Source organism: Bradyrhizobium sp. CCGUVB14 (assembly GCF_024199935.1).
Classification (GTDB): domain Bacteria; phylum Pseudomonadota; class Alphaproteobacteria; order Rhizobiales; family Xanthobacteraceae; genus Bradyrhizobium.
The window spans coordinates 2,439,874-2,464,272 of record NZ_JANADS010000001.1; the positions used below are offsets into that span (position 1 = coordinate 2,439,874).

15 protein-coding genes are annotated in these 24,399 nt (G+C 65.1%); 10 read left to right on the top strand and 5 right to left on the bottom strand.

The genetic code is table 11. From position 1 onward, the window contains the following. Positions 1-131: 131 nt before the first annotated feature. Both NLM32_RS11300 and NLM32_RS11305 read right to left on the bottom strand, forming a co-directional pair. A complete protein-coding gene (locus NLM32_RS11300) occupies positions 132-395 on the bottom strand; it encodes a hypothetical protein (protein WP_254129051.1) in 264 nt (87 codons plus the stop codon). A 48-nt stretch (positions 396-443) separates the two neighbouring features. Then, complete coding sequence (locus NLM32_RS11305; RefSeq protein ID WP_254129052.1) at positions 444-6,884, bottom strand: non-ribosomal peptide synthetase; 6,441 nt, start codon at positions 6,882-6,884, stop codon at positions 444-446. A 136-nt stretch (positions 6,885-7,020) separates the two neighbouring features. On the opposite strand from NLM32_RS11305, the gene NLM32_RS11310 reads away from it, so the two are divergent. Together NLM32_RS11310 and NLM32_RS11315 are read left to right on the top strand one after the other, a co-directional pair. Then, positions 7,021-10,479 carry an AAA family ATPase gene (locus NLM32_RS11310; RefSeq protein ID WP_254129053.1) on the top strand — a complete coding sequence of 1,153 codons (3,459 nt, stop codon included), beginning with the start codon at positions 7,021-7,023 and terminating at the stop codon, positions 10,477-10,479. Beyond that, a complete protein-coding gene (locus NLM32_RS11315) occupies positions 10,476-11,270 on the top strand; it encodes a protein-L-isoaspartate O-methyltransferase (RefSeq protein WP_254129054.1) in 795 nt (264 codons plus the stop codon). The genes NLM32_RS11310 and NLM32_RS11315 overlap by 4 nt, the downstream gene beginning before the upstream one ends. Positions 11,271-11,315: 45 nt before the next feature. On the opposite strand, the gene NLM32_RS11320 is transcribed toward NLM32_RS11315, so the two are convergent. Both NLM32_RS11320 and NLM32_RS11325 read right to left on the bottom strand, forming a co-directional pair. Beyond that, a complete protein-coding gene (locus NLM32_RS11320; RefSeq protein ID WP_254129055.1) occupies positions 11,316-12,383 on the bottom strand; it encodes an endo-1,4-beta-xylanase in 1,068 nt (355 codons plus the stop codon). 100 nt (positions 12,384-12,483) lie between these two features. Beyond that, on the bottom strand, positions 12,484-13,572 hold the full coding sequence (locus NLM32_RS11325; protein ID WP_254129056.1) for a glycosyltransferase family 1 protein: 1,089 nt from the start codon (positions 13,570-13,572) through the stop codon (positions 12,484-12,486). A gap of 275 nt (positions 13,573-13,847) precedes the next feature. Here NLM32_RS11325 and NLM32_RS11330 point away from each other — a divergent pair, with 275 nt between their 5' ends. From NLM32_RS11330 to NLM32_RS11365, 8 genes are all read left to right on the top strand, one after another. Further along, the gene (locus tag NLM32_RS11330; protein ID WP_254129057.1) at positions 13,848-15,284 is read left to right on the top strand and encodes a lipopolysaccharide biosynthesis protein; all 1,437 of its coding nucleotides are present in this window, start codon (positions 13,848-13,850) and stop codon (positions 15,282-15,284) included. A 252-nt stretch (positions 15,285-15,536) separates the two neighbouring features. Further along, complete coding sequence (locus NLM32_RS11335) at positions 15,537-16,769, top strand: branched-chain amino acid ABC transporter substrate-binding protein (RefSeq protein WP_254129058.1); 1,233 nt, start codon at positions 15,537-15,539, stop codon at positions 16,767-16,769. Between the two features lie 119 nt (positions 16,770-16,888). Next, positions 16,889-17,836, top strand: coding sequence for a branched-chain amino acid ABC transporter permease (locus NLM32_RS11340; RefSeq protein ID WP_254129059.1), 948 nt, complete (start codon positions 16,889-16,891; stop codon positions 17,834-17,836). Further along, a complete protein-coding gene (locus tag NLM32_RS11345; RefSeq protein WP_254129060.1) occupies positions 17,833-19,125 on the top strand; it encodes a branched-chain amino acid ABC transporter permease in 1,293 nt (430 codons plus the stop codon). The genes NLM32_RS11340 and NLM32_RS11345 overlap by 4 nt, the downstream gene beginning before the upstream one ends. Then, complete coding sequence (locus NLM32_RS11350; RefSeq protein WP_254129061.1) at positions 19,122-19,892, top strand: ABC transporter ATP-binding protein; 771 nt, start codon at positions 19,122-19,124, stop codon at positions 19,890-19,892. Before NLM32_RS11345 ends, NLM32_RS11350 begins: the two co-directional genes overlap by 4 nt. Then, positions 19,892-20,587, top strand: coding sequence for an ABC transporter ATP-binding protein (locus NLM32_RS11355; protein WP_234685767.1), 696 nt, complete (start codon positions 19,892-19,894; stop codon positions 20,585-20,587). Before NLM32_RS11350 ends, NLM32_RS11355 begins: the two co-directional genes overlap by 1 nt. Before the next feature lie 190 nt (positions 20,588-20,777). Next, positions 20,778-21,989 (top strand): ABC transporter substrate-binding protein, encoded by a 1,212-nt coding sequence (locus NLM32_RS11360; RefSeq protein ID WP_254129062.1) that lies wholly within the window; start codon positions 20,778-20,780, stop codon positions 21,987-21,989. Positions 21,990-22,081: 92 nt separating this feature from the next. Next, positions 22,082-23,272 (top strand): CaiB/BaiF CoA-transferase family protein, encoded by a 1,191-nt coding sequence (locus NLM32_RS11365; RefSeq protein ID WP_254129063.1) that lies wholly within the window; start codon positions 22,082-22,084, stop codon positions 23,270-23,272. A 24-nt stretch (positions 23,273-23,296) separates the two neighbouring features. Here NLM32_RS11365 and pstS read toward each other — a convergent pair whose 3' ends face one another. Continuing rightward, entirely contained in the window at positions 23,297-24,349 is a 1,053-nt protein-coding gene (pstS, locus tag NLM32_RS11370) for a phosphate ABC transporter substrate-binding protein PstS (protein ID WP_254129064.1), read from the bottom strand. Between the last annotated feature and the right edge of the window lie 50 nt (positions 24,350-24,399).

Sequence of the window (24,399 nt, forward strand, 5' to 3'; positions counted from 1 at the left end):
CCCAGGCAAATTCTTGTCGATTGCTGGCCGGTTTACAGGCGCAAGCTTGTGCGAGACCCCAACTCGACAGGCGAGCGGCCAAAAATTGGAAATGAAATTGAAGATTCGTGCGGCGTCCCGGCCGACGAGTCTTACTTTTTCTTCTTGGACTTCTTCGCCCCGCCCAGCGTCGCAAGGCTGGCATCGACGTCCTTCAGCGCGGACTGGAGCTTCTTCCTCTCAGCGGTCAGAAGCTTTTGCAGGGCCTTGCGGTCCTTGTCGCTCAGTGAGGTACCCTTGGTAAATTTGATGAAACCCATAATGGCACTCCCCCGGTTGAAAATAATTGTCCAAATCAAAACGCGAGAATAATCTTGCGCGGCAAGCGCCAAAGAATCAAGATGCAACTTGATCATTCACAGCTTTGGCGAGTGAACCCGCGTTCGGCGTGGGCCAACAGCCGGTCACGCCGCCCGGCGATGGAGCAATCGGTCGAGCGGCGTATTGGGCTGGACCACGGCCGCCGCCAGCAGCGCGACGAGATCCTCCATCCACGCGCCGACCATCGCGCCGTCGAGCAAGTCGTCCTTATAATTGCACGAACCTGTGATTCCGGTCGGGCGCTCCTTGAGCATCAGCGATAGCCAGGTCTGGTCGACCGGGAGCACGGGCTGCCCCTCGCGCGCGACGTTTCCGATCGATCGCACCGCGACATTGGGCAGGTCGAGCGGCTGGCGCAGCGGATTTTGCAGAGTGAAATAGACCTGGAGCAGCGATGCCGGATCGACGCCCTCCTGCTCCAGGTGGTCGGCCAGAATGTTGAACGGCAGCTCCTGCCGGGCATGCGCCTCCAGCACGCCGTGGCGCACCCGGCCCAAGGCCTGCGTGAACGACAGATCCGGCGTGATTCGGCTGCGGACGATCACCGTGTTTTCGAACGGACCCACGATCCCCTCGGTGTCCGGCTGGGCGCGATTGGCCATGGCGGTGGCGACCGCAATGTCCGTCCGTCCGGTTCGCGCCAGCAGCAGGGCCTTGAGGCCGGTCAGCAGGCACATGAACAGCGTGGCGTTGTGCTGTCGCGCATAGGCCGTGAGCCGGGCGACCAGGTCGGGCTCCAGACTGAGCGGATGATGGCCCGTCGACGCGCCCGGCCGCGCTTCGCCGTCAAACAGGGGGGCCGATCCGCGCAAAGTCTCGGTCCAGTCGGCGGCCTGTCGGCGGGCCGCTTCCGTGCCGCACCACCAGCGCTGCCAGCGTGCGACGTCGGAGAACGCCAGCGGCATCTTCGGCAGGGGCGGCGACGGATGGCCTGCGAGCGCGGCGTAGCGGTTGGACAATTCCTCGAACAGCACGCCGATCGACCAGCCATCGGCGATGGCGTGATGCAGCGTCAGCAGCAGGATGTGATCCTCGGCGTGCAGCCGCAGCAGCCGCGCCCGTAGCAGCGGCGCCCGGGCGGCGTCGACCTGGGCATAGGTTTCCTGTGCGATCAGAAGCTCGATCTTCTTCTGCTCAAGCGCCTTGCGGCGCTTGTTATTGTGAGGACGCCCGTCGCCGATGGTCTCGACGGTCAGGACCGGACCGAGCGTGGCCGGCGCGACGATGCGGCTGACCGGCTCCTCGCCGGTCCAGCCGAACGCCGTGCGCAGCGATTCGTGGCGGCGCACGATGTCGTCGACGGCCTGCGCCAGTATGCGCGGATCGATCGGGCCCTCGAGGTGGAAAGCGAAGGGCAGGTTGAACAGCGGCAGATCGGGCAGGCTCTGCTCGATCCGCATCATCTGGTCCTGCGCGATCGACAGCGTGGGCGGTCCGCGATCGGCCAGGCGTGGCACGCCGGCCGCGGGCTTTTGCGGTTTCGTGGCGACGGCCTCATCGACCCGCCGGGCGAGCTCTTCGATCGTCGGCGCCTCGAAGATGGTCTTGATCGGCAGCGAGACCCCGAGCGCGCGGGCCACGCGCGCCATCGCCTGGCCGGCGAGCAGGGAATGGCCGCCGAGGTCGAAGAAATTGTCGGTAACACTGATGCTCCCGACCTTCAGCAGATCGATCCAGATGTCGGACAGCACCTTCTCGGTGAAGCGGCGGGCCGGCACGGTGGCTTCCGTCCCGGCGCTCTCCTGTTGCGCCGGCGCCAGCAGGGCGGAGCGATCGAGCTTGCCGTGGGCGTTGAGCGGTACCTGATCCAGGAACAGGAAGGCTGACGGGATCGCATGAACAGGCAGCCGGCTCTTGAGGAAGTCGCGCAGCTCGCTGGCGCTGATCTGGCGGTCGGCCCTGGCGACGACATGGGCGATCAGCCTGATATCGCCATTGGCGTCGCGGCGTGGTTCGACGATGCCGGCGCGCACGCTCGCGTGGTCGCCAAGCGCAGCCTCGATCTCCTTGAGCTCGATGCGATAGCCCCGGACCTTGACCTGAAGGTCGGCGCGACCGAGGCATTCGACCGTCCCGTCGGCGCGGCGGCGGGCGAGGTCGCCGGTGCGGTACAGCCGTGCGCCTTGCTGACGTGCGAATGGATCGGGGATGAAGCGCTGCCGACTTTGCGCGGGATCGTTGACATAGCCGCGGCCGACGCCGGCGCCGCCGATGCAGAGCTCGCCGACCACGCCGATCGGCTGCGGCTCCAGGTTGGCGTCGAGCACATGGAGCTGGGTGTTGGGTAGCGGTGCGCCGACCGGGACATTGGTCGTCGTCGTGGCCGGCGCCTTGGTCAGCCGGTGCAGCGAGACGTCGTCGGAACATTCCGAGGCGCCGTAGGCGTTGATCAGCGGTACCTTCGGGCAGCGGGCGAACCAGGCGCGGCAGAGTTCGACCGGCAGCGGCTCGCCGGTCGAGATCAGGAGCCGCAGCTTCGCAAACGCGCGCGCCATCGGCGCCTCGTCGAGGCGTTCGAGGATCACGCGGAGCAGCGAGGGAACGATCTCGAGCACGGTGATACCCTCGCGTTCGATCTCCCGCGCCAGCAGGATCGGATCCTGTACGACCGAATTGCCGCAGACGTGGACGCGTGCGCCGACCATGGGAGCGGCGAGGAACTGCCAGACCGAGATCACAAAGCTCTGCGGCGCAGTCTGCGCGATCACGTCTTTGCGCGTGAGGCCGAGCTCGGCGATCAGCGACGCCAGATGGTTGGACAGCCCGCGCTGCTCGATCATGACGCCCTTCGGTGCGCCTGATGAGCCGGACGTGTAGATGAGGTAGGCAAGGCTCGTGGCTGCGCGCCGCGCCGCGCGGGCCGGCCTGGTCGATTCCAGCGCGCTCGCATCCTCGATCTCGGCGACCTGGATTCGCGCGACCAGCGGCTCGAGCAGCGCGTCGACCATGGCGGACTGCGCGCGCCCCGTCAGCAGCACACTTGCGCAGCTTGATCCGAGGATCGTTGCGAGCCTCGCCGGTGGCTGCTCGGGATCGAGGTTCAGGAAGGCCGCGCCCACGCGTTGCACCGCGATCATCGCCGCGAGCAGGTCGGGCCCGCGATCGGCCAGCAGCGCGACGACTGTCTCTGCGCCGACGCCCTCGCGGGCAAGCCAGCGTGCGATCGCCTGGCTGCGGCGCGCCAGTTCGCGATAGCTCAGCGACGGGCGTCCGTCGGATATCGCCAGGGTATTCGGCGTCTTCTTCGCCTGCCGCTCGAAGCGTTCGCAGACATTGCCGCGCGTGGTGAAATTGGCCGGCCGGCCTTTTGTCGGCAGCAGCCGGCGGTCGGCGTCGGTGAGCAGCGGCAGGCGCGAGATGCGCTGCTCGGGATTGGCGATGGCGGCCTTGAGCAGCGTCTTGAACTGATCGGCCATGCCCTCGATCGTCAGCGCGTCGAACAGATCGGTGGCGTACTCGAAGAAGCCGGTGAAGCGACCCTCGGCCTCGACCAGCTCGAGCGTGATGTCGAAGCGCGCGACCTTCGGGTCGACCTCCAACCGGCGCGTCGACAGGCCGGCAAAGCTTGCCGCCTCGATCGATGCGTTCTGGAGGATGAACATGATCCGGAACAGCGGATTGCCGTCGCTCCTTCGCGCGATCTGCAACGCGCGCAGGACCTCCTCGATCGGAAGGTCCTGGTTGCGATAGGCATCGAGCGTGACCTGGCGCACCCGCCGCAGCATCTCCCCGAACGTCGGATCGCCGCCGAAATCGTTGCGCAGGATCAGCGTGTTGGCAAACAACCCGATCAGCCGTTCGCTTTCGATCTGATTGCGGTTCGCGATCAGAGAGCCCGTCGCGACATCCTCGTGGCCGGTATGGCGGAACAGCAGGCACTGGAACACCGCGAGCAGCGTCATGAACGGCGTCACACCCTGGTCCTGGCTCAGCGCGCGAATGTCAGCCGAAAGCGTCTTTGAGAATTCGAAATAGTGCCGGGCGCCGTGACCGCTCCAGACGTCCGGCCGCGGCCGGTCGGTCCGCAGCGGCAGCATGGTGACGCCGTCGAGCTTCGACCGCCAGTAGTCGAGCTGCTCCTTCGCCGCCGGTGTCTGTGCCCAGCTCTGCTGCCAGCGCGCAAAATCGCGATATTGGAAGCCGGGCGAGGGCAGCAGCGTCGTCGTGTCCTCCTTGCGCGCGGCGGAATATCCGGCGGCGAGCGCCTCCCAGAACAGCCGCTGTGACCAGCCATCGGTGACGAGGTGATGGATATTGACCACCAGCGCATGGCTGGACTTGTCGAACGAGAGCAGAGTGACCTTCAGCGGCGGCTCGAAGGCGAGATCGAACGGATATTGCGCCAGCTTGAGCGCCTCGCGCCTGACGACCGCAAGCCGTCGGTGCGGAGGGCAGGGTCTCAGCTTGATCCGTTCGAACTGCGGCGCCGCCTCGAGCGCGCGCTGCGCGGGCTCGCCCTCGCGTTCGACGAAGACCGAGCGCAGCGCCTCGTGGCGCGCGCAGATCGCGGCGAGGCTCGCCTGAAGCGCCGCGATATCGACCTGCCCCTTGAGCAGGGCGACTTCGACCACGTTATAATTGTAGCGCGTCGGATCGAGCCGCGAGAGCACATACATCCGCTGCTGCTGGAACGACAGCGGCGCGTCGCCTTCGGACATCTCCGGGCGCCATGCCGGCAGCATCGTGTCGCGATGCGCCGTGGTCTCGAGCCGCGCGGCAAGTGCGCCGACCGTGGCGCAATCAAAAATGTCCTCGAACGAAAAGTCGACGTTGAAACGCTCGCGCAGGCGCGAGCGCATCTGCGTGACCGCGAGCGAGTCCGCGCCGAGCGCAAAGACATCTTGATCGACGCCTAGTCTCGGAAGCTCCAAAAGATTGGCCCAGATCTCCGCGAGCCGGGTCTCCAGATCGTTGCGCGGCAGCTGCGTCTCGTCGTCATCATGAGACGGCGAAATCAGCTCGGCCAGCGCATTGCGCTTGACCTTGCCGCTGGCCCCCTTCGGCAGCGCCGTCACGCTGCGGATCAGGCTTGGCACCTTGTAGGCGGCGAGACGTTTGCGCGCGAACTGGCGCAGCTGGTCGGAGGTTGCCTCGGAATTGTCGCGCAGCACCACGACGGCGGCGACGTTCTCGCCGAGCTTGGGGTGGGGAACGGCGAAGACGCCGGCTTCCAGCACCGCCGGATGGGCCAGCAGCACCTCTTCCACCTCCAGCGGCGAGACCTTCTGGCCACCGCGGTTGATGACGTCCTTGATGCGGCCGACGATGAAGAGATAGCCGTCGGCATCGAGATAGCCGAGATCGCCGGTCCGGAACCAGCCGTTGCGAAACGCGGCCTGCGTCGCGGCCTCGTCATTATAATAGCCGCGGCTCATGTTGGCTCCGCGCAGCATGATCTCGCCACGCTCGCCGCTTGCAAGCGCGCGGCCCCTCTCGTCCATGATCGCGATCTCGGGACCCGCGGCGCGGCCGACCGATCCGATCTTGCGCAGCTCGAACGGATTGGCAGCAATCTGCGAGGCCGCTTCGGTCATGCCGTAGGTTTCCAGCACGGGCACGCCGAACATCGTCTCCAGCCCGTTGAGGATCGCGGGCGCAAGCGAGGACGAGGCCGAGCGGATCACGCGCAGCGACGACGCGCGGGCGCGCTCCGGATTGGCTTCCGCGGCCGTCAGCAGCGCGCGATGAATGGTCGGCACCGCCGTGTACCAGGTCGGTTGCAGGTCCCGCATCCAGCCGAAGAAGGACGGTGCGTCGAAGCCGCCGGTCGCGATCACGCTGGAGCCGGCTGCGAGCGCGGTCAGGAGGCCAGAGATCAGGCCATGGGCATGAAACAGCGGCAGGGCATTGAGCAGGCGATCCTGCGATGTGAGCGACAGCACGCGGCCGGCATTTTGCGCAGAGAGACACACATTGCGATGCGTCAGCGGCACCATTTTCGGCCGCGCCGCCGTACCTGATGTCAGCAGGATAAAGGCATCATCCTCGGCACGCGCGAGGCCGCTTGCGCTCGCCGGACCGATCGTCGGGCCGGTGAACTCGCAGCCGCCGAGATCCGCCTCGGGTCCTGGGATGAAGTCGATCACCGCGATATCGAGCGCCCGGGCGACGTCACGACTTGGTGAGTTCATATCGGTCCGGGTGACCAGTGCCGTCAGCTTCAGCTCGCTGAAATAGCGCTGCAGTTCATCCGCCGTCAGGTCCGGGTTGACGGGGACGCAGGCACAGCTTGATGCGACCGCGATCAGAGCGAGGGCGCTGTCGGCGCCGCGCGGCAGTGCAACAGCAATCCGGTCGCCAGGTGCAATGCCGAGCCCGCGCAGCGTTTGGACGAGATGCGCGATCCCGGCGCCGAGCGCTCCGTAGGTCAGAGGCGGCCGGCCAGGGGCGAGCAGGGCGGGGGCTGCCGGTATCGTTCGCGCGTAGAAGGCGAGTAGGCCGCCGATATGGGCAAACGTATCGGTTTCGGCGCCCGCGCTGGCCGATCCCCCTCCCGCCCCGGATGCAATCGCCGACAATGCCATTCCCTTTTGATCTGATTGGGCTATTCTTCCCAAGAGTTAGGGAACGCGTCCAGTCTGAGGTGAAGTTTTGGCCCCAAAATCTGTGGTTGAGGGACCTTAAGCCCTTCGGCGGGGAGAGTGTCGGGGCGGGATCACCATGCTGGAGAAAGAGCCGGAGACGGAAGTCGGATTGAAGCGTTGGCTCGAAGGGATCGGTCTCGGCCACTACACCGATCTGTTCGCGCAGCACCGCCTCGATCTCGACGTCATGGGCGACCTGACCGAGGCTGATCTTGCCGAGCTCGGATTGCCGCTCGGCGATCGCAAGCGGCTGCAGCGGGCGACCGCGTCGCTGTTCCAGGCAGAGGCGGCGGAGGTGCCGGCCGCGCCGGCGCACCCGCAGACCCGTGCCGAGGTCGGCGCCGAGCGCCGTCAGCTCACCACCATGTTCTGCGACATGGTGGATTCCACCGCGCTCTCCGCCCAGTTCGATCCGGAAGACGTGCGCGACATGATCGCGAGCTTTCGCGAGACCTGCGTGCGCGTGGTCAAGCATTACGAGGGCTTTGCCGCCCGCTTCGTCGGCGACGGCATTCTGGTCTATTTCGGCTACCCGACTGCGCATGAGGACGACGCCGAGCGCTCGGTGCGTGCCGGGCTCGAGATCGTGCGGGTGCTCTCGACGGCGCGCGCGATCGAGCCGCGCGGCGCGCTCAGCCACGCGCCCGCCGTCCGTATCGGCATCGCGACCGGCCTCGTCGTGGTCGGCGATCTCGTCGGTCAGGGCACCGAAGAGCGTGATTCCGCGGTCGGCGAGACCGTCAATCTGGCCGCACGTCTGCAGGCGCTGGCGCCGCCCAACGGCGTGGTCATCTCCTCCTCGACGCAGTCGTTGCTGAAGGGGAAGTTCGATTACCGCAATCTCGGCGCCCATGCGCTGAAGGGCATCTCGGACAAGACCCAGGCTTGGCACGTTGTGCGCGCCACGCGGGTGGAGACCCGCTTCGCGGCCGCCATGGGCACGCGGCTGACCCCGCTCGTCAACCGCGAGGAGGAAATCGCGCTGCTGATGGGACGCTGGCAGCAGGTCAAGGAGGGCGACGGCCAGGTCGTCGTCAAGTTCGGCGAGCCCGGCATCGGCAAGTCGCGCATCATCCAGGAGATCTTTGAGCGGATCGCAGGCGACCGCCACGGACAGGTCTCGTTCCAGTGCTCGCCCTATTACACGTCGACCGCTTTTTATCCCTTCGTCGAACAGCTCAAGTTTTCTCTCGGCCTCGATCGCGAGGATGTGTCCGCGCTGTCGCTGGCGAGCCTGGAGAATGCGATTGCCGCCGCCCACGGCGATATCGAGCAGGTCACGCCGCTGTTTGCCGCGCTGCTGTCGATCCCGACCGGCGAGCGCTATCCGCCGCTCGACTTGTCGCCGCAACAGCAGAAGGACGCCACCGTCGCAGCGCTGGTCAACCACTTCCTCGGCCTCGCGCGCGAGATGCCGATGGTGATGGCCTTCGAGGATCTGCATTGGATCGATCCGACCTCGCGCGAGGTGGTCGACCTCCTGGTCGACCGGGTGCAGAACCAGCCGATCCTGGCCATCATCACCGCGCGCTCCGAATTCCAGCCGAGCTGGAACGCGCATTCGCACATCACCACGCTGGTGCTGAACCGGCTCAGCCGGCCGCTGCGCACCACGCTGGTCGAGCGCGTCGCCGGGCGCGAATTGCCCAAGGAGGTCGTCGAGGAGATCATCGTCAAGACCGACGGCGTGCCGCTGTTCCTGGAGGAGCTGACCAAGACGGTTCTCGAATCCAACCTCCTGACCGAGCGGCATGGCCGCTACGTGCTGTCGGGCCCGTGGCGGCAGCTCGCGATTCCGGCGACGCTGACGGACTCGCTGATGGCGCGTCTCGACCGGATGGGGCCGTTCAAGCGGATCGCGCAGATCGGCGCCACGATCGGCCGCGAGTTCTCCTACGAGACGCTGCATGCGGTCGCCAACACGCCGGCGGAGCAGATCGAGGCGGCGCTGACGCATCTCGAGGAGGCCGGCCTGATCACGCGGCGCGGCCATCCGCCGGATGCGCTCTACTCCTTCAAGCATGTGATGATCCAGAACGCGGCGCATGCCAGCCTGTTGCATAGCGAGCGACGCAAGCTGCATGCGAGCATCGTGCAGGTGCTTGCCGAGATGTATCCGGAGAAGACCGAGCGCGAGCCGGAGCTGCTCGCCCATCATCTGACCGAGTCCGGCCAGAGCGAGGGCGCGGCGAGCTTCTGGCTCAAGGCCGGCAAGCAGGCGGCGAAGAGTGGCGCCAATCTCGAGGCGATCGGCCATCTGCGCCGCGGCTTGAGCGTCGTGCAGGCCAATGCGCGCATGCAGGGCGCCGACGAGATGGAGCTCGAGCTGCGGATCGCGCTCGGCAACGCGCTGATCGCCGCCAAGGGCTATGCCGTGCAGGAGGTCGAGGAGAACTACATCCGCGCCCTCGAACTCGGCCAGCAGCTGGACGATGACGAAAAGACCTTTGCCGCGACCCGCGGGCTCTGGGTCTGCCATTTCATCCGCGCCGATCTCACCCGTGCGCACGATCTCAGCGTCGAGCTGCTGAAATTCGCCAAGCGCGAGCGGGTGAACGAGGACGCTGCGCAGCAGACCGGCTATCTGATCGAGGCGCACCGCTCGATCGCGATGACCATGCTCTATCGCGGGCGCTTCGCAGCCGCGCAGCATCATCTGCACCGCTGCATCGATCTCTACAGCCCCGATCTGCACTCCGACCTGATGGAGCGTCACGGCACCGATCCCGGCGTGGTCTCGCTGTCCTATCTCGGCTATCTCCTCTGGTTCCTCGGCCAGCCCGATGCGGCGCGCCAGCACAGCGAGCAGGCGATCCTGCTTGCGGAGAAGATCCGCCATCCGTTCTCGCTCGCCTTCGCCTTGGTGTTCGGCGCTTATCTCTGCCAGCATTTGCGCGACATCGAGGGTACGCGCGATCACGCCAACCGCGCCATGATCATCGCCACCGAGCACAATTTCCTGCACTGGAAGCAGCAGGCCGCGATCCTGCGCGGCTGGGCGCTGGCGCAACTCGGCGAGGCCGACGAGGGCATCAGCCAGATGCGGTTCGGCCTCGACGAATACGAGGCGATGGATTCCTGGCTTGCCGGCTGCTGGTTCCGCTGCCTGCTCGCGGAGGCCTATGCCAAGGTCGGCATGCGCGACGCCGCCTTGCGCGCGCTGGACGGTGCGCTCGCGACCGCACGGCGGACCGGCGACCACTCCTACCTTGCCGAGGTCTATCGCCTGCAGGGCGAGATCACCCTGTCGGACGGCAATCCGGCCTCGGTGCAGGAGGCGGAGGATCTGTTTGGCCTGTCGCTCGAGACGGCGCGCAAGCAGGGCGCGCTGTCCTGGGAGCTCAGAACCGCCGTGAGCCTCGCGCGGCTGTCGCACGAGGCCGGCAAGCGCGAACATGCAAGCCTTTTGCTGGTGCCGATCGTCGGCAGGTTCAACGAGGGGTTTTTGACGCCGGACCTGAAGCTGGCCATGCAGCTCGTGCACGAGCTCGGTGGAGACACGCCGGCTCGTCCGCAGGCCGATCCGGTGAAATGAGCGATCTGCTCGCCGCCCGTGCGCGCTATGTCGAACTGATTGCGAAGCGCGAGCGGATATCCTCGCCGCGCCTGCTCTCGGCGCTGGCGACGATTCCGCGTGAAGAGTTTCTGGCGAAGGGGCCCTGGCGCATCAAGAGCGAGGCGGCGCGCAACTACCGGCTGACGCCTGACGCCGACCCCGTTCATCTCTACGACAATGTGCTGGTCGCGATCGATGCGCGCCGCAAGCTCGACACCGGACTGCCGAGCCTGTGGGCGCACTTTATCGATCTGCTCGACGTTGGACAGAAGGACCGCGTGGTCCAGATCGGTTGCGGGCTCGGCTATTTCTCCGCGATCCTGTCGGAGATCGTGGGCCCGAAGGGCAGGGTGCAGGCCATCGAGTGCGATGAGCGGCTCGCGGCGCGCGCCGCGGCCTATCTTCGCGCCTACCGGAATGTCGAGGTCATCAACGGCGACGGCTGCCGGGAAATCGGCGAGACGGCTGACGTCATCATCGTCCATGCCGGCTTCTCGCATCCGCATCCGCTCTGGCTTCAATCGCTCCGGCCCCGCGGCCGCCTGCTGGTGCCGCTGACGCAGCGGGACCGCGAAGGTGCCGCGCTCAAGATCACGCGCAAGGGCAAGGGATTCGAGGCCGAAGCGGTGCAGCAGATCCGGATCTTTCCCGGCCATGGCCGCGGCGTGACGGCGCTCGACGATCGCGTCGCCGACTGGTGGCAGCGGGCGTCGTCGCTCGCGCCGCTGCGCTTTCGCGGCATCGCGCAGGGGCTGCCGTCGGATGGCTAGATGCGGTCCCGCGCCAGGACTGACACGTCCTCTCGCACGTCCTTCTCACACATCCTTCGTGAACTTGCTGATGACGTCCATGAAGGGCTTCGGCTTGAACTCGCCATCGAGTGGCAGCGGGCGGTTCGGCTGCTTGTCGGGGCGCTTGACCAGGCCGTTGATCCAGCTGTAGCGGTCGGAAATGCCCCAGGTCAGTATCGAGCGCGCCGGCCCGCTGGCAGAGATCGCCGTCAGGAGATCGTTAACGCGCTTGGCAACGATGGCATCGCGCTCCGAAGGACTACCCGTCAGCTTCTCGTCGTTGACGTCGAGCTCGGTGACGTAGACCTCGAGGCCCCACGCGCGGAGCTCGGTCACGAACTCGGCGAGCCCGTGGGTGTCGATCTCGAGCTCGGCATGCAGATGCGATTGCAGGCCGACGGCGTGCAGCGGCACGCCCTGGTCGAGCAGACTCATGATGAGGTTGCGGTAGGCCGCGCGCTTGGCGATGAACGAATCCTTCGCCGACTCGATGTCGTATTCGTTGATCGCGAGCTTGACGTAGGGATCAGCCGCGGCCGCCGTGCGGAAGGCGAGCGGAATCCAGCGATCGCCGAGATGCTGCGTCCAGAACGTGTCGCGCTGGTCGGTGATGCCTTTGGGATTGTCGGGGATCGGCTCGTTGACGACGTCCCACGAGGTCAGCTTGTCCTTGTAATAGGACACGACGGTGTTGATGTGATCGACATAGGCGCGCTCGACGCCCTTCGAATCCTTGATCTGCTTGGTCCAGTCGGGAATGTCGTGATACCAGGCGAGCGTATGGCCGCGCATGGTCAGGTCGTTCTTCTGCGCGAAATCATAGATGGCGTCGGCGCGCTCGAAGGCGAAGGTGTGCGCGTCCGGCCGCAGCATCGGCCATTTCAGTTCGAGCACCGGCACCACCTGCGTGCAATAGGTGCTGATGGCCTCGCCGAGCCGCGGATCGGCCTGCAGGTCCCAGAGCGTGGCGGCGGCGCCAAAACCCGGACGGCGTTGCGCAAGTTTCGACACCGGAAGTGCGGATGCAGATGCGCCCGCCGCGAGCGTTGCGGCGCTGCCGAGGAGAAATTCGCGTCTGTCGAGCTTCGTCACGTGGCGGCCGTCCTTTCGGAACCAACGCGCCAATGTACCAAGCGGCGCCTTGTGACGCCGTGATTTCCCGTTGTTGGGTTAACTTTTGCGGACGGTCGTCTCAGCGCGCCCGGTGCTGCATCACGGCTTCGGCGATGGCGTAATAGTGAAGCGCGCCTTTTTCGAGCGTCAGTTTGTCCATCACATAATCGCGAGGTGCAAAGTCGCTCGCGCTGACCTGCGACCAGAAGTCGCTCCAGCCCGAGACGAAGCCGTTCGCGTCGACGAACGTGCGGCCGCAGCATGCGTCGAAATAGGGCACGGAGGACACGCCGCCTTCATATCTCACCCTGTCCGGGAAATAATCCGGATCCTGCCACGGTCCGCCGCGATTCCACGCGAACACGGGCACGCCGCTCGACAGTGCCTGCTGGCAGGCGATGCCCTGGCTCTCGTGCTCGCAAAGAAAGACCATGCTGCGGCAGCGCGCCAGTGCCGCCTTGTAGTCGTCTTCCTTGTAATGGCCGTAGCGGATCACTTCGACCGAGCGGCCGCTCGCCTCGAGATGCCGGCGGATCGGGTCGATCAGCTCGCTCTCATAGCGCCCGTGTTCCCAGCGCACCTTGTCGTAAAGCAGCACGTCGACGCTCTTCTGCGCGGCCGGCGTTGGCGTCCACAAATCGGTGTCGATGCCGACCGGCCATACTTCGATATGCGGCCAGTATGGCCGGCACATCTCCGCATACCAGTCGCAGGGCACCAGGATGGTTTGGGTCAGCAGGTCCTGGTGATGCGCGGGGACGTCCACGGGATGGTTGTACATGACGACCCCGAGCAGGAGCGGGTTCCTCCACGCGAACCAGTCGAGCACGAACGGGCGCCCGAGGATGCAGGCGAGCTCCTCCGGATGCTTCTGGATGTAGCTGTAGTCGTTGACGCGATAGGGAATGCCGACCCGGTCGAGCCCGGCGCAGAGATTGAGGAACACGCGGCGCTGGCCGCTGATCCAGGATTTTCCGAGCAGCATCCGCCGCAGCAACGGCCGGACGTGGCGGTCGCCCGGAAACCAGCGGTCGTCACGCTCCTCGAAGAACAGATTGAGCGTCATCCGCTCGCCGCCGTCCGCGGGGGACGCCGGGACCAGGGACGCATCCGTCCCGCCATGGGGCAGGGAGGCCGGATTTGCTCGCAAACGCTCGACAACGTCCATCTTAGTCACGTCCACGCATTAACCAAAGGTCGGGCGGCGACCTGAAATCATGGTTTCTTTTCGGTGATCGCGGCGGCCCGTTCAAGGACAGGGCAAATTTAACGCTAACGCGCGAAAGCGGTGGGACCGCCCCCGTTCGGCGGCCGATTTGCAGACTTAAATGACTATCTTGGGAGATGCTGCGGCGCGGTCCGACCGCCAAGCCTTTGATCGCCACGCCAAGGTCCAACTGATCAACGGCCACTGCATTTCAAGGCCGCCAGTCCCGTGCATCCATGCTGAACCGCCATTTCTCCATTTACCTCGCCAGCTACATCCTGTCCGCGGCGGTGGGATTCTTCGCGGTCACCGCCTACACGCGGCTGCTGACGCCGGCGGAGTATGGCGTCTACGTCGTCGGCATGAGCATCGCGGGCATTCTGGGCGCGATCTTCTTTGCCTGGATCAAGCTGTCGGTGTCGCGCTATCAGGCGATGTCGGCGGAGGTGGATTTTCGTGCCACGGCGATGGTCGGCTTCGCGCTGACGGTCGCGGCCATGTGCGCGGCGACCCCGCTGGTGTTCCTGTTCCGCAACGACGTCGGTGTCGAGCTGGTGCTCGCCAGCATGTTCGTCGCGATCATGTCGAATGCCTTCGACGTCGGCCAGGAGTTCGAACGCGCCAAATTCCGGCCTTTCCGGTTCGCGGCGATATCGATGGTGCGCAGCCTGTCGAGCATCGGATTCGGCCTGCTCGGGATCTGGCTCGGCTGGGGTGGCATGGGCCTGCTCGCGGCAATTGGCCTCGGCTCGCTCACCGGCGTCATCCTCAATCTCGTCAGCGACCGCGCCAGGATGGCGAGCTTTTCGCGCAGCCAGTTCATGCAGCTCGCGCGCTACGGCCTGCCGTTGACGCTGGCCGGACTGTCAGTCGCAGTTTACTCGGCCAGCGACCGGCTCATCGTCGCCTATCTGCTCGGCAAGGACTCCGCCGGCATTTTCGGCGTCGCTGCCGATCTGCCGCGTCAGTTCATGGTCATGATCGCCACCAGCGTTGCCGCGGCCACCGTGCCGATGGTGTTCCGCTCGCTGTCGGAAAAGAACAATGACACGACGCGGGAGCGGTTGACCGAGAGCCTCGAACTGCTGCTCGTCGTCGTAGCACCCGTCGCAGTCTGGCTTGCGCTCGCCGCCGACCAGGTCGCCGGCACGCTCGTCGGTGTCGATTTTCGCGCCGGCGTGTCCGCGCTGCTGCCGACATTGGTGCTCGCCCGCTTCTTCGGCATCGCCAATCAGTTCTACGTCCAGCTCAGCTTCCAGCTCGCCGAGCGGCCCTTCATGCTGGCGGCACAGTCGTTCCTCACGCTGGCCGTGAGCGTGGTGCTGATGTTCGCGCTGGTCGCGGGCTACGGCATCTACGGCGCCGCGCTGGCGACGCTCGCAACCGAGGCGATCGGCTTCGTCGTCGCCGTCGTGCTGATGCACCGCGCCCATCCCGTGCCGTTCGATGTCAACCGGCTCGCCGGCGTCGCCGCGTCGGCTGCGGCAATGGCAGGCGCCATCCTTGTCGCGCGGTTACAGGTCAACGGCGCCGGTATCGTGGCGCTGATCATCGTGAGCGTTGCGGGTGGCCTTGCCTATGTGGCCGCAGCCTGGCTGCTGAATGTCGCGAACGTGCGGACGCTGTCGCTGCGCTTCCTGCGGACATTCAATCGCAAGGCGCTCGGCGTCTGACCGCCTGACGAGGCGCAGCTTCGTCCGGAGCAACGTTCCCGCCCGCAAGTTCCTGCTTGCGTTCTATTCCTTGTCGCGGAATGCTGAGGGCCGGCCGGACAGCCGCATCACATTTCATAGCGGCGGCCCGAGCCATGTCCTGTTGCGCTTGAAAAGCAAAGTTCGTTCTGCTCATAAGAGGGCTGAAATTGCGCTGCAACATGCGCAAAAGAGCCCATCGACTAAAGTCGATAGCCAGCGAGGAAACACATTATGCGCAAGCTCACTTTGGCCATTGCCGTGATCGCCCCGATGCTCGGTCATGCAGCGTCGGCTGAGGACACGCTCAAGATCGGCTACATCGATCCGCTCTCCGGCGGCGGCGCCAGCGTCGGCGAGGGTGGTCTGAAGACCTTCCAGTATCTGGCCGACGAGCTCAACGCCAAGGGCGGCATCCTCGGCCACAAGATCGAGATCATCCCGCTCGACAACAAGACCAATCCGCAGGAGAGCCTGGTGCAGGCCCAGAAGGCGATCGACGCCGGGGTTCACTACATCACGCAAGGCAACGGGTCGTCGGTCGGCGCGGCGCTGACTGACTTCGTCACCAAGAACAATTCGCGCAATCCCGGCAAGGAAGTTCTGTACTTCAACTACGCCGCCGTCGATCCGAGCCTGACCAACGAGAAGTGCAGCTATTGGCATTTCCGCTGGGATGCGAGCTCCGACATCAAGATGGAAGCGCTGACGAACTACATGAAGGACACCGCCTCCATCAAGAAGGTGTACCTGATCAACCAGGACTATTCGTTCGGCCAGTCGGTGCGTACCGATGCGCGCAAGATGCTCGGAGCCAAGCGGCCTGACGTCCAGATCGTCGGCGACGAGCTGCATCCGCTGCTGAAGGTCACGGACTTCTCGCCCTACATCGCCAAGATCAAGGCGTCCGGCGCCGACAGCGTCGTTACCGGCAATTGGGGCCAGGATTTCGCACTGCTGCTCAAAGCCGCGGCCGATGCCGGTCTGAAGGTCAACTGGTACACCTATTATGCCGGCGGCGCCGGTGGTCCGACCGCGATCAAGCAGACCGGTCTCGATGGGCAGGTCTTCCAGATCACCGAAGGCTTCGCCAACTCCGGTAACAAGGCCGCGATGGACTACGAGAAGGCGTTCCGCGCCAAGGTCAATCTGTCGCTGTGGTATCCGCGTGCGGTCAACGAGATGCGCATGTTCAAGGCCGCGGCCGAGAAGGCCAATTCGATCGACCCCGTGAAGGTGGCGGCGGCGCTCGAGGACCTGAAGTTCGAGGTGCTGGACGGTGGCCAGGGCATCATGCGCAAGGACGACCACCAGTTCTTGCAGCCGATCTACATCTCCTCCTTCGGCAAGCTGACCGAGAGCGAGCCGTTCGACGAGGAGAGCACCGGTTGGGGTTGGCATCTGGTGTCGAAGATCGACACGCCGCAGGCCATGGTCTCCACGACCTGCAAGATGGTGCGGCCGTAATCACGCAGCCTGTCGTCGTCCCGCGACCATCATGGGCCGCGGGGTGACGGCAGCCGGACGATTTTTGATTAGGCGATGTTCACCGGGGCCATCAGGCCCCGGATATCCATGAGTGCGCTGTGCTTGAACTCATTGTCATTTCGACCCTGAACGGTGTGCTGTTCGGCATGCTGCTCTTCCTGCTGTCGAGCGGGCTGACCGTCATCTTCAGCATGATGGGCGTGCTCAACTTCGCCCATGCCAGCTTCTACATGCTCGGCGCCTTCTTCGGCTTCCAGCTTACGAAGTGGATCGGCTTCTGGCCGGCGCTGGTGCTGGCGCCGCTTCTGGTGGGCGCAATCGGCATGGTGGTGGAGCGCTACGGCCTGCGCAACACCCACAAGCACGGCCATGTCGCCGAGCTCTTGCTGACGTTTGGCCTCGCTTTCGCGATCGAAGAGATCGTCTCGATGATCTGGGGCAAGAGCCCGCTCGACTACCGCGTACCGGCCCTGCTGGACTTTCCGGCCTTCACGATCTTCTCGACCAACTATCCCGCCTACAAGATCTTCATGCTGGCGGTGTCGGTCATCATCTTCGTGGCGCTGCTAATCGTGCTCAAACGCACCCGCGTCGGCCTCATCGTGCAGGCAGCGCTGACGCATCCGCACATGGTCGGGCATCTCGGCCACAATGTCGGGCGCGTCTTCATGGCGGTGTTCGGGGTCGGCAGCGCGCTGGCCGCCCTTGCCGGCGTCATTGCAGGTCCCGCCTTGGTGACCCAGTCCGACATGGCGGCTTCGCTCGGGCCCATCCTGTTCGTGGTCATCGTGTTCGGAGGCCTCGGCTCCTTGCCGGGTGCCTTCATCGCGTCGCTCGTCATCGGACTGGTGCAGACGTTCGCGGTGGCGCTCGATGGCTCGCTGGCGAGTGCCTTCGGGCCGCTCGACCCGTCGACGGGACCGTCCGTCCTCACCGACATCTGGAACGTCACGATCGCCCAGGTCGCGCCGATCGTTCCCTATATGCTGTTGGTGCTCATTCTGATCGTTCGCCCCATGGGCCTGATGGGGACGCGCGAATCATGACCACAGCGACCACTTCGGCATCGAAGGTTGCGGCCAAGCCCGTCGGCGGAAGCCTGCGCTTCTACGGCGTCTGGCTGATCGGCATCATCGCGCTGATCGTCCTGCCGATGATCTTCTCATCGGGCGGCTCGCTGACATCCTTCAGCCTGATCGGCATCGCGATCGTGTTCGCGCTGTCCTACAACATCCTGCTCGGCCAGACCGGCCTGCTGTCGTTCGGCCACGCCGTTCACTACGGCCTCGGCGGCTTCGCGGCCTGCCACATGATGAATGCGGTGGTCTCGCATGGCTGGCCGATCCCGCTGCCGTTCATTCCGCTGTTCGGCGGCTTCGGTGGCCTCGTGTTTGCGATCATCATCGGCTGGGTCATGACCAAGCGCGCCGGCACGGTGTTTGCGATGATCTCGCTCGGCATCGGCGAACTGGTGGCGTCCTCGTCGCTGATCCTGCGGTCGGTGTTCGGCGGCGAGTCCGGCATCACCACGGACCGCACCGCGCTGCCGAAAATGCTCGGCTGGTCGTTCGGGCCGCAGCTTCAGGTCTACTATCTCATCGCGTTCTGGCTGGTGCTGTCGGCGATTGCGATGTACGCGCTGACGCGGACGCCGCTCGGGCGGATCTGCAACGCCGTCCGCGACAATCCGGAGCGCGTCCAGTTCATCGGCTACGATCCGCACGTCGTCCGCTACATCGCCTTCTGCTTTGCCGGCTTCTTCGCCGGCATCGCCGGAGGACTGGCCGCGATCAATTTCGAGATCGCGAATTCCGCCTATCTCGGCGCGATCCAGTCCGGCCTCGTGCTGTTCTCGACCTTCATCGGCGGCACCGCGTTTTTCTTCGGCCCGATCCTGGGTGCGATCCTGGTGACTTATCTTCAACTCGGGTTGACCAACCTCACTACGGCCTGGCAGCTCTATTTCGGCATCATCTTCATCGGCATCGTGATGTATGCGCCGGGTGGCATTGCCGGCCTGTTGATGATGCATCGGCCGCTGATCCGCGCCGGGACGCTGTGGACGGTGATCCCGTCCTACCTCGTCGCGATCGTGCCGACGGTCGCACTGGCCTGCGGTGTAATCCTGATCATCGAAACCGTCGCACGCTTCTCCGGCGGCGACGCGATCAATTTGTTCGGCATTGCCTTCAACCCGACGTCGCCGGTGACGTGGATGACGGCCGTGGTTCTCGTTGTCGGCGGCGCGTTCGTCGCGCGGTTGACCTGGCGGCGGATCGCGGAGGCGTGGGACCGGGCTGCCACGGTTGCTCGTGACCGGGGGTATCTCGCATGAGCGGAGCGGTATCTGAAAAGAGCGCAGCCATCGAAGTCCGCGCCGTCGAGAAGCGCTTCGGCAATGTCGGCATCATCCGTGACCTCAATCTGAGCGTCGCCAAGGGTGAGCGTCACGCCATCATCGGGCCGAACGGCGCCGGCAAATCCACCACGTTCAACCTGATCAGCGGTCACATCGCGCCGACCTCGGGCGAGGTGAAGCTGAATGGCGACCTGATCTCCGGCCTGCGGCCATTCGAGATCAACCGTCGTGGCCTGTCGCGCTCGTTCCAGGTCACCAACGTGTTCGCGCGCATGTCGGTTTGGGAGAACGTGCGCTGCGCGGTGCTGTGGGCGACGGGACATCGCTACGCGTTCTGGAAGAACGTCGACAGCCTGCCCGAGGTACGCGAGCGCACGGCGCAGATCCTCGACGACATTCATCTGATGCACCGGCGCGACGTGCCGGCGGGTCTTCTGACCTATGCCGAGCAGCGCGAGCTGGAGATCGGCATCACCATCGCGAGCGGCGCCACCGTCGTCATGCTGGACGAGCCGACCGCGGGCATGAGCAACGCGGAGACCGAACGTGCCGTGGCGCTGATCCGGCGGTTGACCGAGGGCAAGACGCTGGTGATCGTCGAGCACGACATGAGCGTCGTGTTCGGTCTCGCCGACCGCATCTCGGTGCTGGTTTACGGCCACATCATCGCCTCGGGCACGCCGGAAGAGATCCGGCGCGATCCGAAGGTCAAGGAAGCCTATCTCGGCGAGGAAGCGCACTGATGCTCGAGGTCCGGGATCTCCACGCCTATTACGGCAAGAGCCACATTCTTCAGGGTGTCGATCTCGACGTCGGCGCCGGCGAGGTCGTCAGCCTGCTGGGGCGCAACGGCGTCGGCCGCTCCACCACGGTCAAGGCGATCATGGGCGAGGTCGCCCCGCAAGGCACGATCCGCTTCAAGGGCAAGGACATCGCCGGCCTGCCCAGCTACAAGATCGCGCATCTCGGCCTCGGCTATGTGCCCGAGCATCGCGATATCTTTCCGAGCCTGACGGTGCGCCAGAACCTGCTGCTCGGCATCAAGGACACGCGCCGCCCCGGCAAATGGCGGCTTCAGGACATGCTCGACATGTTCCCCAATCTCGCCGCGCGTGCCGATACGGCCGCGGGCGTGTTGTCCGGCGGCGAAAAGCAGATGCTCACGACGTGCCGGACGCTGATGGGCGATCCGGACCTGATCATGATCGACGAGCCCACCGAAGGCCTCGCGCCGCTGATCGTCCAACAGGTCGGCGATCTCATCGCGCGAATCGCGCAAGCTGGCGTCGCCATCCTCCTCGTCGAGCAGAAACTGTCGATCGCGATGCGCATCTCCAAGCGTGTCTACATCATGGGGCACGGCCGCGTGGTGTTCGAAGGCACGCCGGACGAGCTCAAGGCCAATGCCGCCGTACGGCAGGAATGGCTCGAGGTCTGACGGCTGCGGCCTGCGCATACGCATCTGTATTCTGCGCTACATCTCACGCCCGCTAATCGAGGTATCGTCCCCGCCGCCGCCATCGTGAGCGATGCGGCCGATGATAACCAAGAACAGAAGTGGAGGACGTTGACCGCGGCCTTGCGAGGGCGCGCGTCGATGCACTCTGCCAGGGAAGGAGATGCCGCGCATGCCCGGCTACACATTCAAGTTCATCGGCGGAGCCGTCGCTCTGCTCACTGTGCTGGGCGCTGCCTCGGCCGTCAGGGCCGGAACCTACGACACCGGCGCGACCGACACGGGCATCAAGCTCGGCCAGACCATGCCCTATTCGGGACCGGCGTCGGCCTATTCCGCGATCGGCCGCGCCGAGATCGCCTATTTCAAGATGCTCAACGAAAAGGGCGGCATCAACGGCCGCAAGGTCGATCTTCTCAGCATGGACGATGCCTATTCGCCGGCGAAGACCGTCGAGCAGACGCGCCGGCTCGTCGAGAGCGACGAAGTTTTGGCGATGTTCTCGATGCTCGGCACCGGCCCGAACATCGCCGCGCAAAAATACCTCAACGTCAAGAAGGTCCCGCAGCTGTTCCCGTCGAGCGGCGCCAGCCGCTGGAACGATCCGCAGCATTTCCCCTGGACCACCGGTTCGCAGCCGACTTACAGGACCGAGGGACGGATCTACGCCAAGTGGATTCTGGCGAACAAGCCCGACGCCAAGATCGCCGTCATCACCCCGAACGAGGATCCCGGTCGCGACTATCTTGCCGGCTTCAAGGAGGGTCTCGGCGAGCACGTCAACCAGATCGTGTCGGAAGCGGTCTACGAGACGACGGACGCGACCGTCGACTCCCAGATCGTCAAGTTCAAGGCCGCCGGCGCCGACGTTCTCTTCAACGAGTGCACGCCGAAATTCGCAGCGCAGGCGATCAAGAAGGTCGCCGAGCTCGGCTGGAAGCCGCAGATCATCGTTCCGGCCGTCTCCAATTCCGTCGGCTCCGTGCTGGCGCCGGCCGGGCTCGAGAATTCCGTCGGCATCGTCACCGGCGCCTTCCTGAAGGATCCCGGTGATCCCCGTTGGGAGAACGATTCCGGCATGAAAGCCTGGCGCGAATGGATGAAGACCTATAATTCCGGCGCCGATCCCGCCGACATCTTCAACGTCACCGGCTACACCATGGCGCAGATGATGGAGATGGTGCTGCAGCGGGCCGGCAACGATCTCACGCGTGCGAATTTGATGAAGCAGGCGCAGTCCTTCAAGGAGGTCGAGCTGCCGATGCTGCTGCCGGGCATCAAGCTCAACACCTCGGCCGAGCAGGTGACGCCGATCCGTCAGTTGCAGATGGCGCGCTTCAACGGAAAATCCTGGGAGCTGTTCGGCGACGTTCTCGGCGAATAGTCTCGATCGATCGTGACAAGCGGGCAGGGCACGAGCCTTGTCCGCTTGTAACGCCCACCGTGAATGCTTCCTCCAACGACAGTGAAGAGACGATGGCACCAACCGGCCCCCTCAGCGGAATCCGTGTTCTCGATCTGACGAGCGTGCTGTTCGGTCCCTACGCCGCACAGATGCTCGGCGACTGGGGCGCCGACGTCATCAAGATCGAGCCGCCGTCGGGCGACACCTGGCGCTATACCGGCGTGTTTAGGAATCGCGGCATGAGCGGCCAGTTCATGGCGGTCAACCGCAACAAGCGCAGCCTTGCGCTTGATCTCAAGCATCCTGACGGCAAGGCGGCACTGGCGAAGCTGATCCCGACGGTCGATGCGCTCGTCACCAATGTGCGGCCGGCCGCAATGGCGCGGCTCGGCTTCGGTTATGGAGACTGCGCAAAGCTCAACCCGCGGCTGATCTATGCGGCCGCGACCGGTTTCGGCCAGGACGGTCCGTGGGCCGCGCGGCCTGCCTTCGACGAGATCATCCAGGCGGCATCGGGCCTCGCATCATCGATCGGATCCGACGAGGAGCCGGAATTCGTTCCGAGCCTGATCGGCGACAAGATCTGCGCCATGGCGATGGTCGGTGCGGTGTCGGCCGCCTTGTTCAGGCGCGAGCGCACGGGCCAGGGCCAGATGGTCGAGGTGCCGATGCTGGAGACGATTGCGGGCTTCAACAGCATCGAGATGCTGGGCGGACACGCCTTCGATCCGCCGATCGGCCCGACCGGCTACAAGCGCATGAAGAACCGGCGTCCGGTGAAGACCAAAGATGGCTGGCTGACGATGCTGCCTTATTCCGGGGACAATTGGTGCGCCTTCTTCGAGGCCGTCGGCCGGCCGGAATTGAGCGACGAGCTCGGCGTGCGCGATCCCGTGCTGCGCTCGCAGAATATCGACAAGATCTACGACCGCATGAGCGAGATCGGGCCGACCCGCACCACGGCGGAGTGGGAGGAGCTATTGCTGCAGCTGGACGTGCCGCACACCGCCTTTGCCAAATTGACCGAGATCGGCGAGCAGCAGCATCTCGCGGCCGTCGGATTGTTTGCGGATATCGATCACCCGACCGAGGGGAAGATTCGCCAGGCGCGTCCGGCGACGAAATTTTCGGAGAGCCCGGCGGGCATCCACCGCATGGCACCGCGCCTGGGCGAGCATTCGCGCGAGGTGCTGCGCGAGGCCGGCCTGAGCGACGCCGAGATCGAAGCGCTCGTCGCAAACAAAGCCGTTGGCGCGCCATAAAAGCGGCGCGCCAATCGGGGAACGTTACCGCTTGCTGCCGGCCGACGCCGTCATGGTCGCCGGTCCAAAGCTCTGCTGCCAGTACATTTCGACCTGCTGGACCAGGGTTTGCGGCAGCGGAACATAGTTGAGCGTTTCGGCCTCTGTCTTCCCGTTCTCCAGCGACCAGCGCACGAAGTCGATGGCGGCCGCCGATCGCTCCGGCGCCTTCGGCTGCTTCGGCATCACCACGAACGTCGTCGCCGTGATCGGATAGGCATCCGCGCCCGGCGCGTCGGTGAGGACGAGATGGAAATCCCTGTCCGCCGTCCAGTCCGCGCTCGAAGCCGCCGCCTGGAACGACGCGGCGTCGGGAACGACGAAATTGCCGGTGCTGTTCTGCACCACGCCGAACGAGATCTTGTCGAGCCGTTGCAGCGCATAGGCATATTCGAGGTAACCGATTGAGCCGGGCACGAGGCCGACAAGCGAGGCGACACCGTCATTGCCGCGTCCGCCGACGCCGACCGGCCATTCGACCGCAGTGCCTTCGCCGACAGCACTCTTCCATTGCGGGCTGACCTTGGAGAGGTAGTTCGACCAGTTGAAGGTCGTACCGGAGCCGTCGATGCGATGCACGACGGTGATCGGCGCGTTCGGCAGCCTCAGTTCAGGGTTGATGGCGCGAATGGCCGGATCGTTCCAGCTCTTGATCCTGCCGAGATAGATGCCCGCGAGCACCTCGCGCGAAAAATGCATCTGGCCGGGCTTCACGCCGTCGATGTTGACGACCGGAACGACGCCGCCGATCACGATCGGAAACTGGATCATGCCGAGCTTCTCGAGTTCCTTGGGATCGAGCGGCATGTCCGTGGCGCCGAAATCGACGGTGGCCTTCTTGATCAAGCCGATGCCGATGCTCGATCCAACCGCCTGATAGCTGACCGTGTTGCCGGTCTTCGCCTTGTAGGCGTCGATCCATTTCGCCATCACGGGCGAGACGAAGGTTGAGCCGGCGCCCGTGGTGTCGGCGGCGAAGCTCTGCGTCGCGACGACGAGCGCGGTGAGGACGATCGGGAGTCTGAGATGTTTCATCATGGGCGCGAAGCTAGCAGCGCGCTCCACGAGCCTCTGTGGTTTACGTCACA

Coding starts and splice junctions, on each gene's coding strand:
- NLM32_RS11300 (WP_254129051.1), bottom strand. CDS start 395: ATGATCAAGTTGCATCTTGATTCTTTGGCGCTTGCCGCGCAAGATTAT.
- NLM32_RS11305 (WP_254129052.1), bottom strand. CDS start 6,884: ATGGCATTGTCGGCGATTGCATCCGGGGCGGGAGGGGGATCGGCCAGC.
- NLM32_RS11310 (WP_254129053.1), top strand. CDS start 7,021: ATGCTGGAGAAAGAGCCGGAGACGGAAGTCGGATTGAAGCGTTGGCTC.
- NLM32_RS11315 (WP_254129054.1), top strand. CDS start 10,476: ATGAGCGATCTGCTCGCCGCCCGTGCGCGCTATGTCGAACTGATTGCG.
- NLM32_RS11325 (WP_254129056.1), bottom strand. CDS start 13,572: ATGGACGTTGTCGAGCGTTTGCGAGCAAATCCGGCCTCCCTGCCCCAT.
- NLM32_RS11330 (WP_254129057.1), top strand. CDS start 13,848: ATGCTGAACCGCCATTTCTCCATTTACCTCGCCAGCTACATCCTGTCC.
- NLM32_RS11335 (WP_254129058.1), top strand. CDS start 15,537: ATGCGCAAGCTCACTTTGGCCATTGCCGTGATCGCCCCGATGCTCGGT.
- NLM32_RS11345 (WP_254129060.1), top strand. CDS start 17,833: ATGACCACAGCGACCACTTCGGCATCGAAGGTTGCGGCCAAGCCCGTC.
- NLM32_RS11350 (WP_254129061.1), top strand. CDS start 19,122: ATGAGCGGAGCGGTATCTGAAAAGAGCGCAGCCATCGAAGTCCGCGCC.
- NLM32_RS11355 (WP_234685767.1), top strand. CDS start 19,892: ATGCTCGAGGTCCGGGATCTCCACGCCTATTACGGCAAGAGCCACATT.
- NLM32_RS11360 (WP_254129062.1), top strand. CDS start 20,778: ATGCCCGGCTACACATTCAAGTTCATCGGCGGAGCCGTCGCTCTGCTC.
- NLM32_RS11365 (WP_254129063.1), top strand. CDS start 22,082: ATGGCACCAACCGGCCCCCTCAGCGGAATCCGTGTTCTCGATCTGACG.
- pstS (WP_254129064.1), bottom strand. CDS start 24,349: ATGATGAAACATCTCAGACTCCCGATCGTCCTCACCGCGCTCGTCGTC.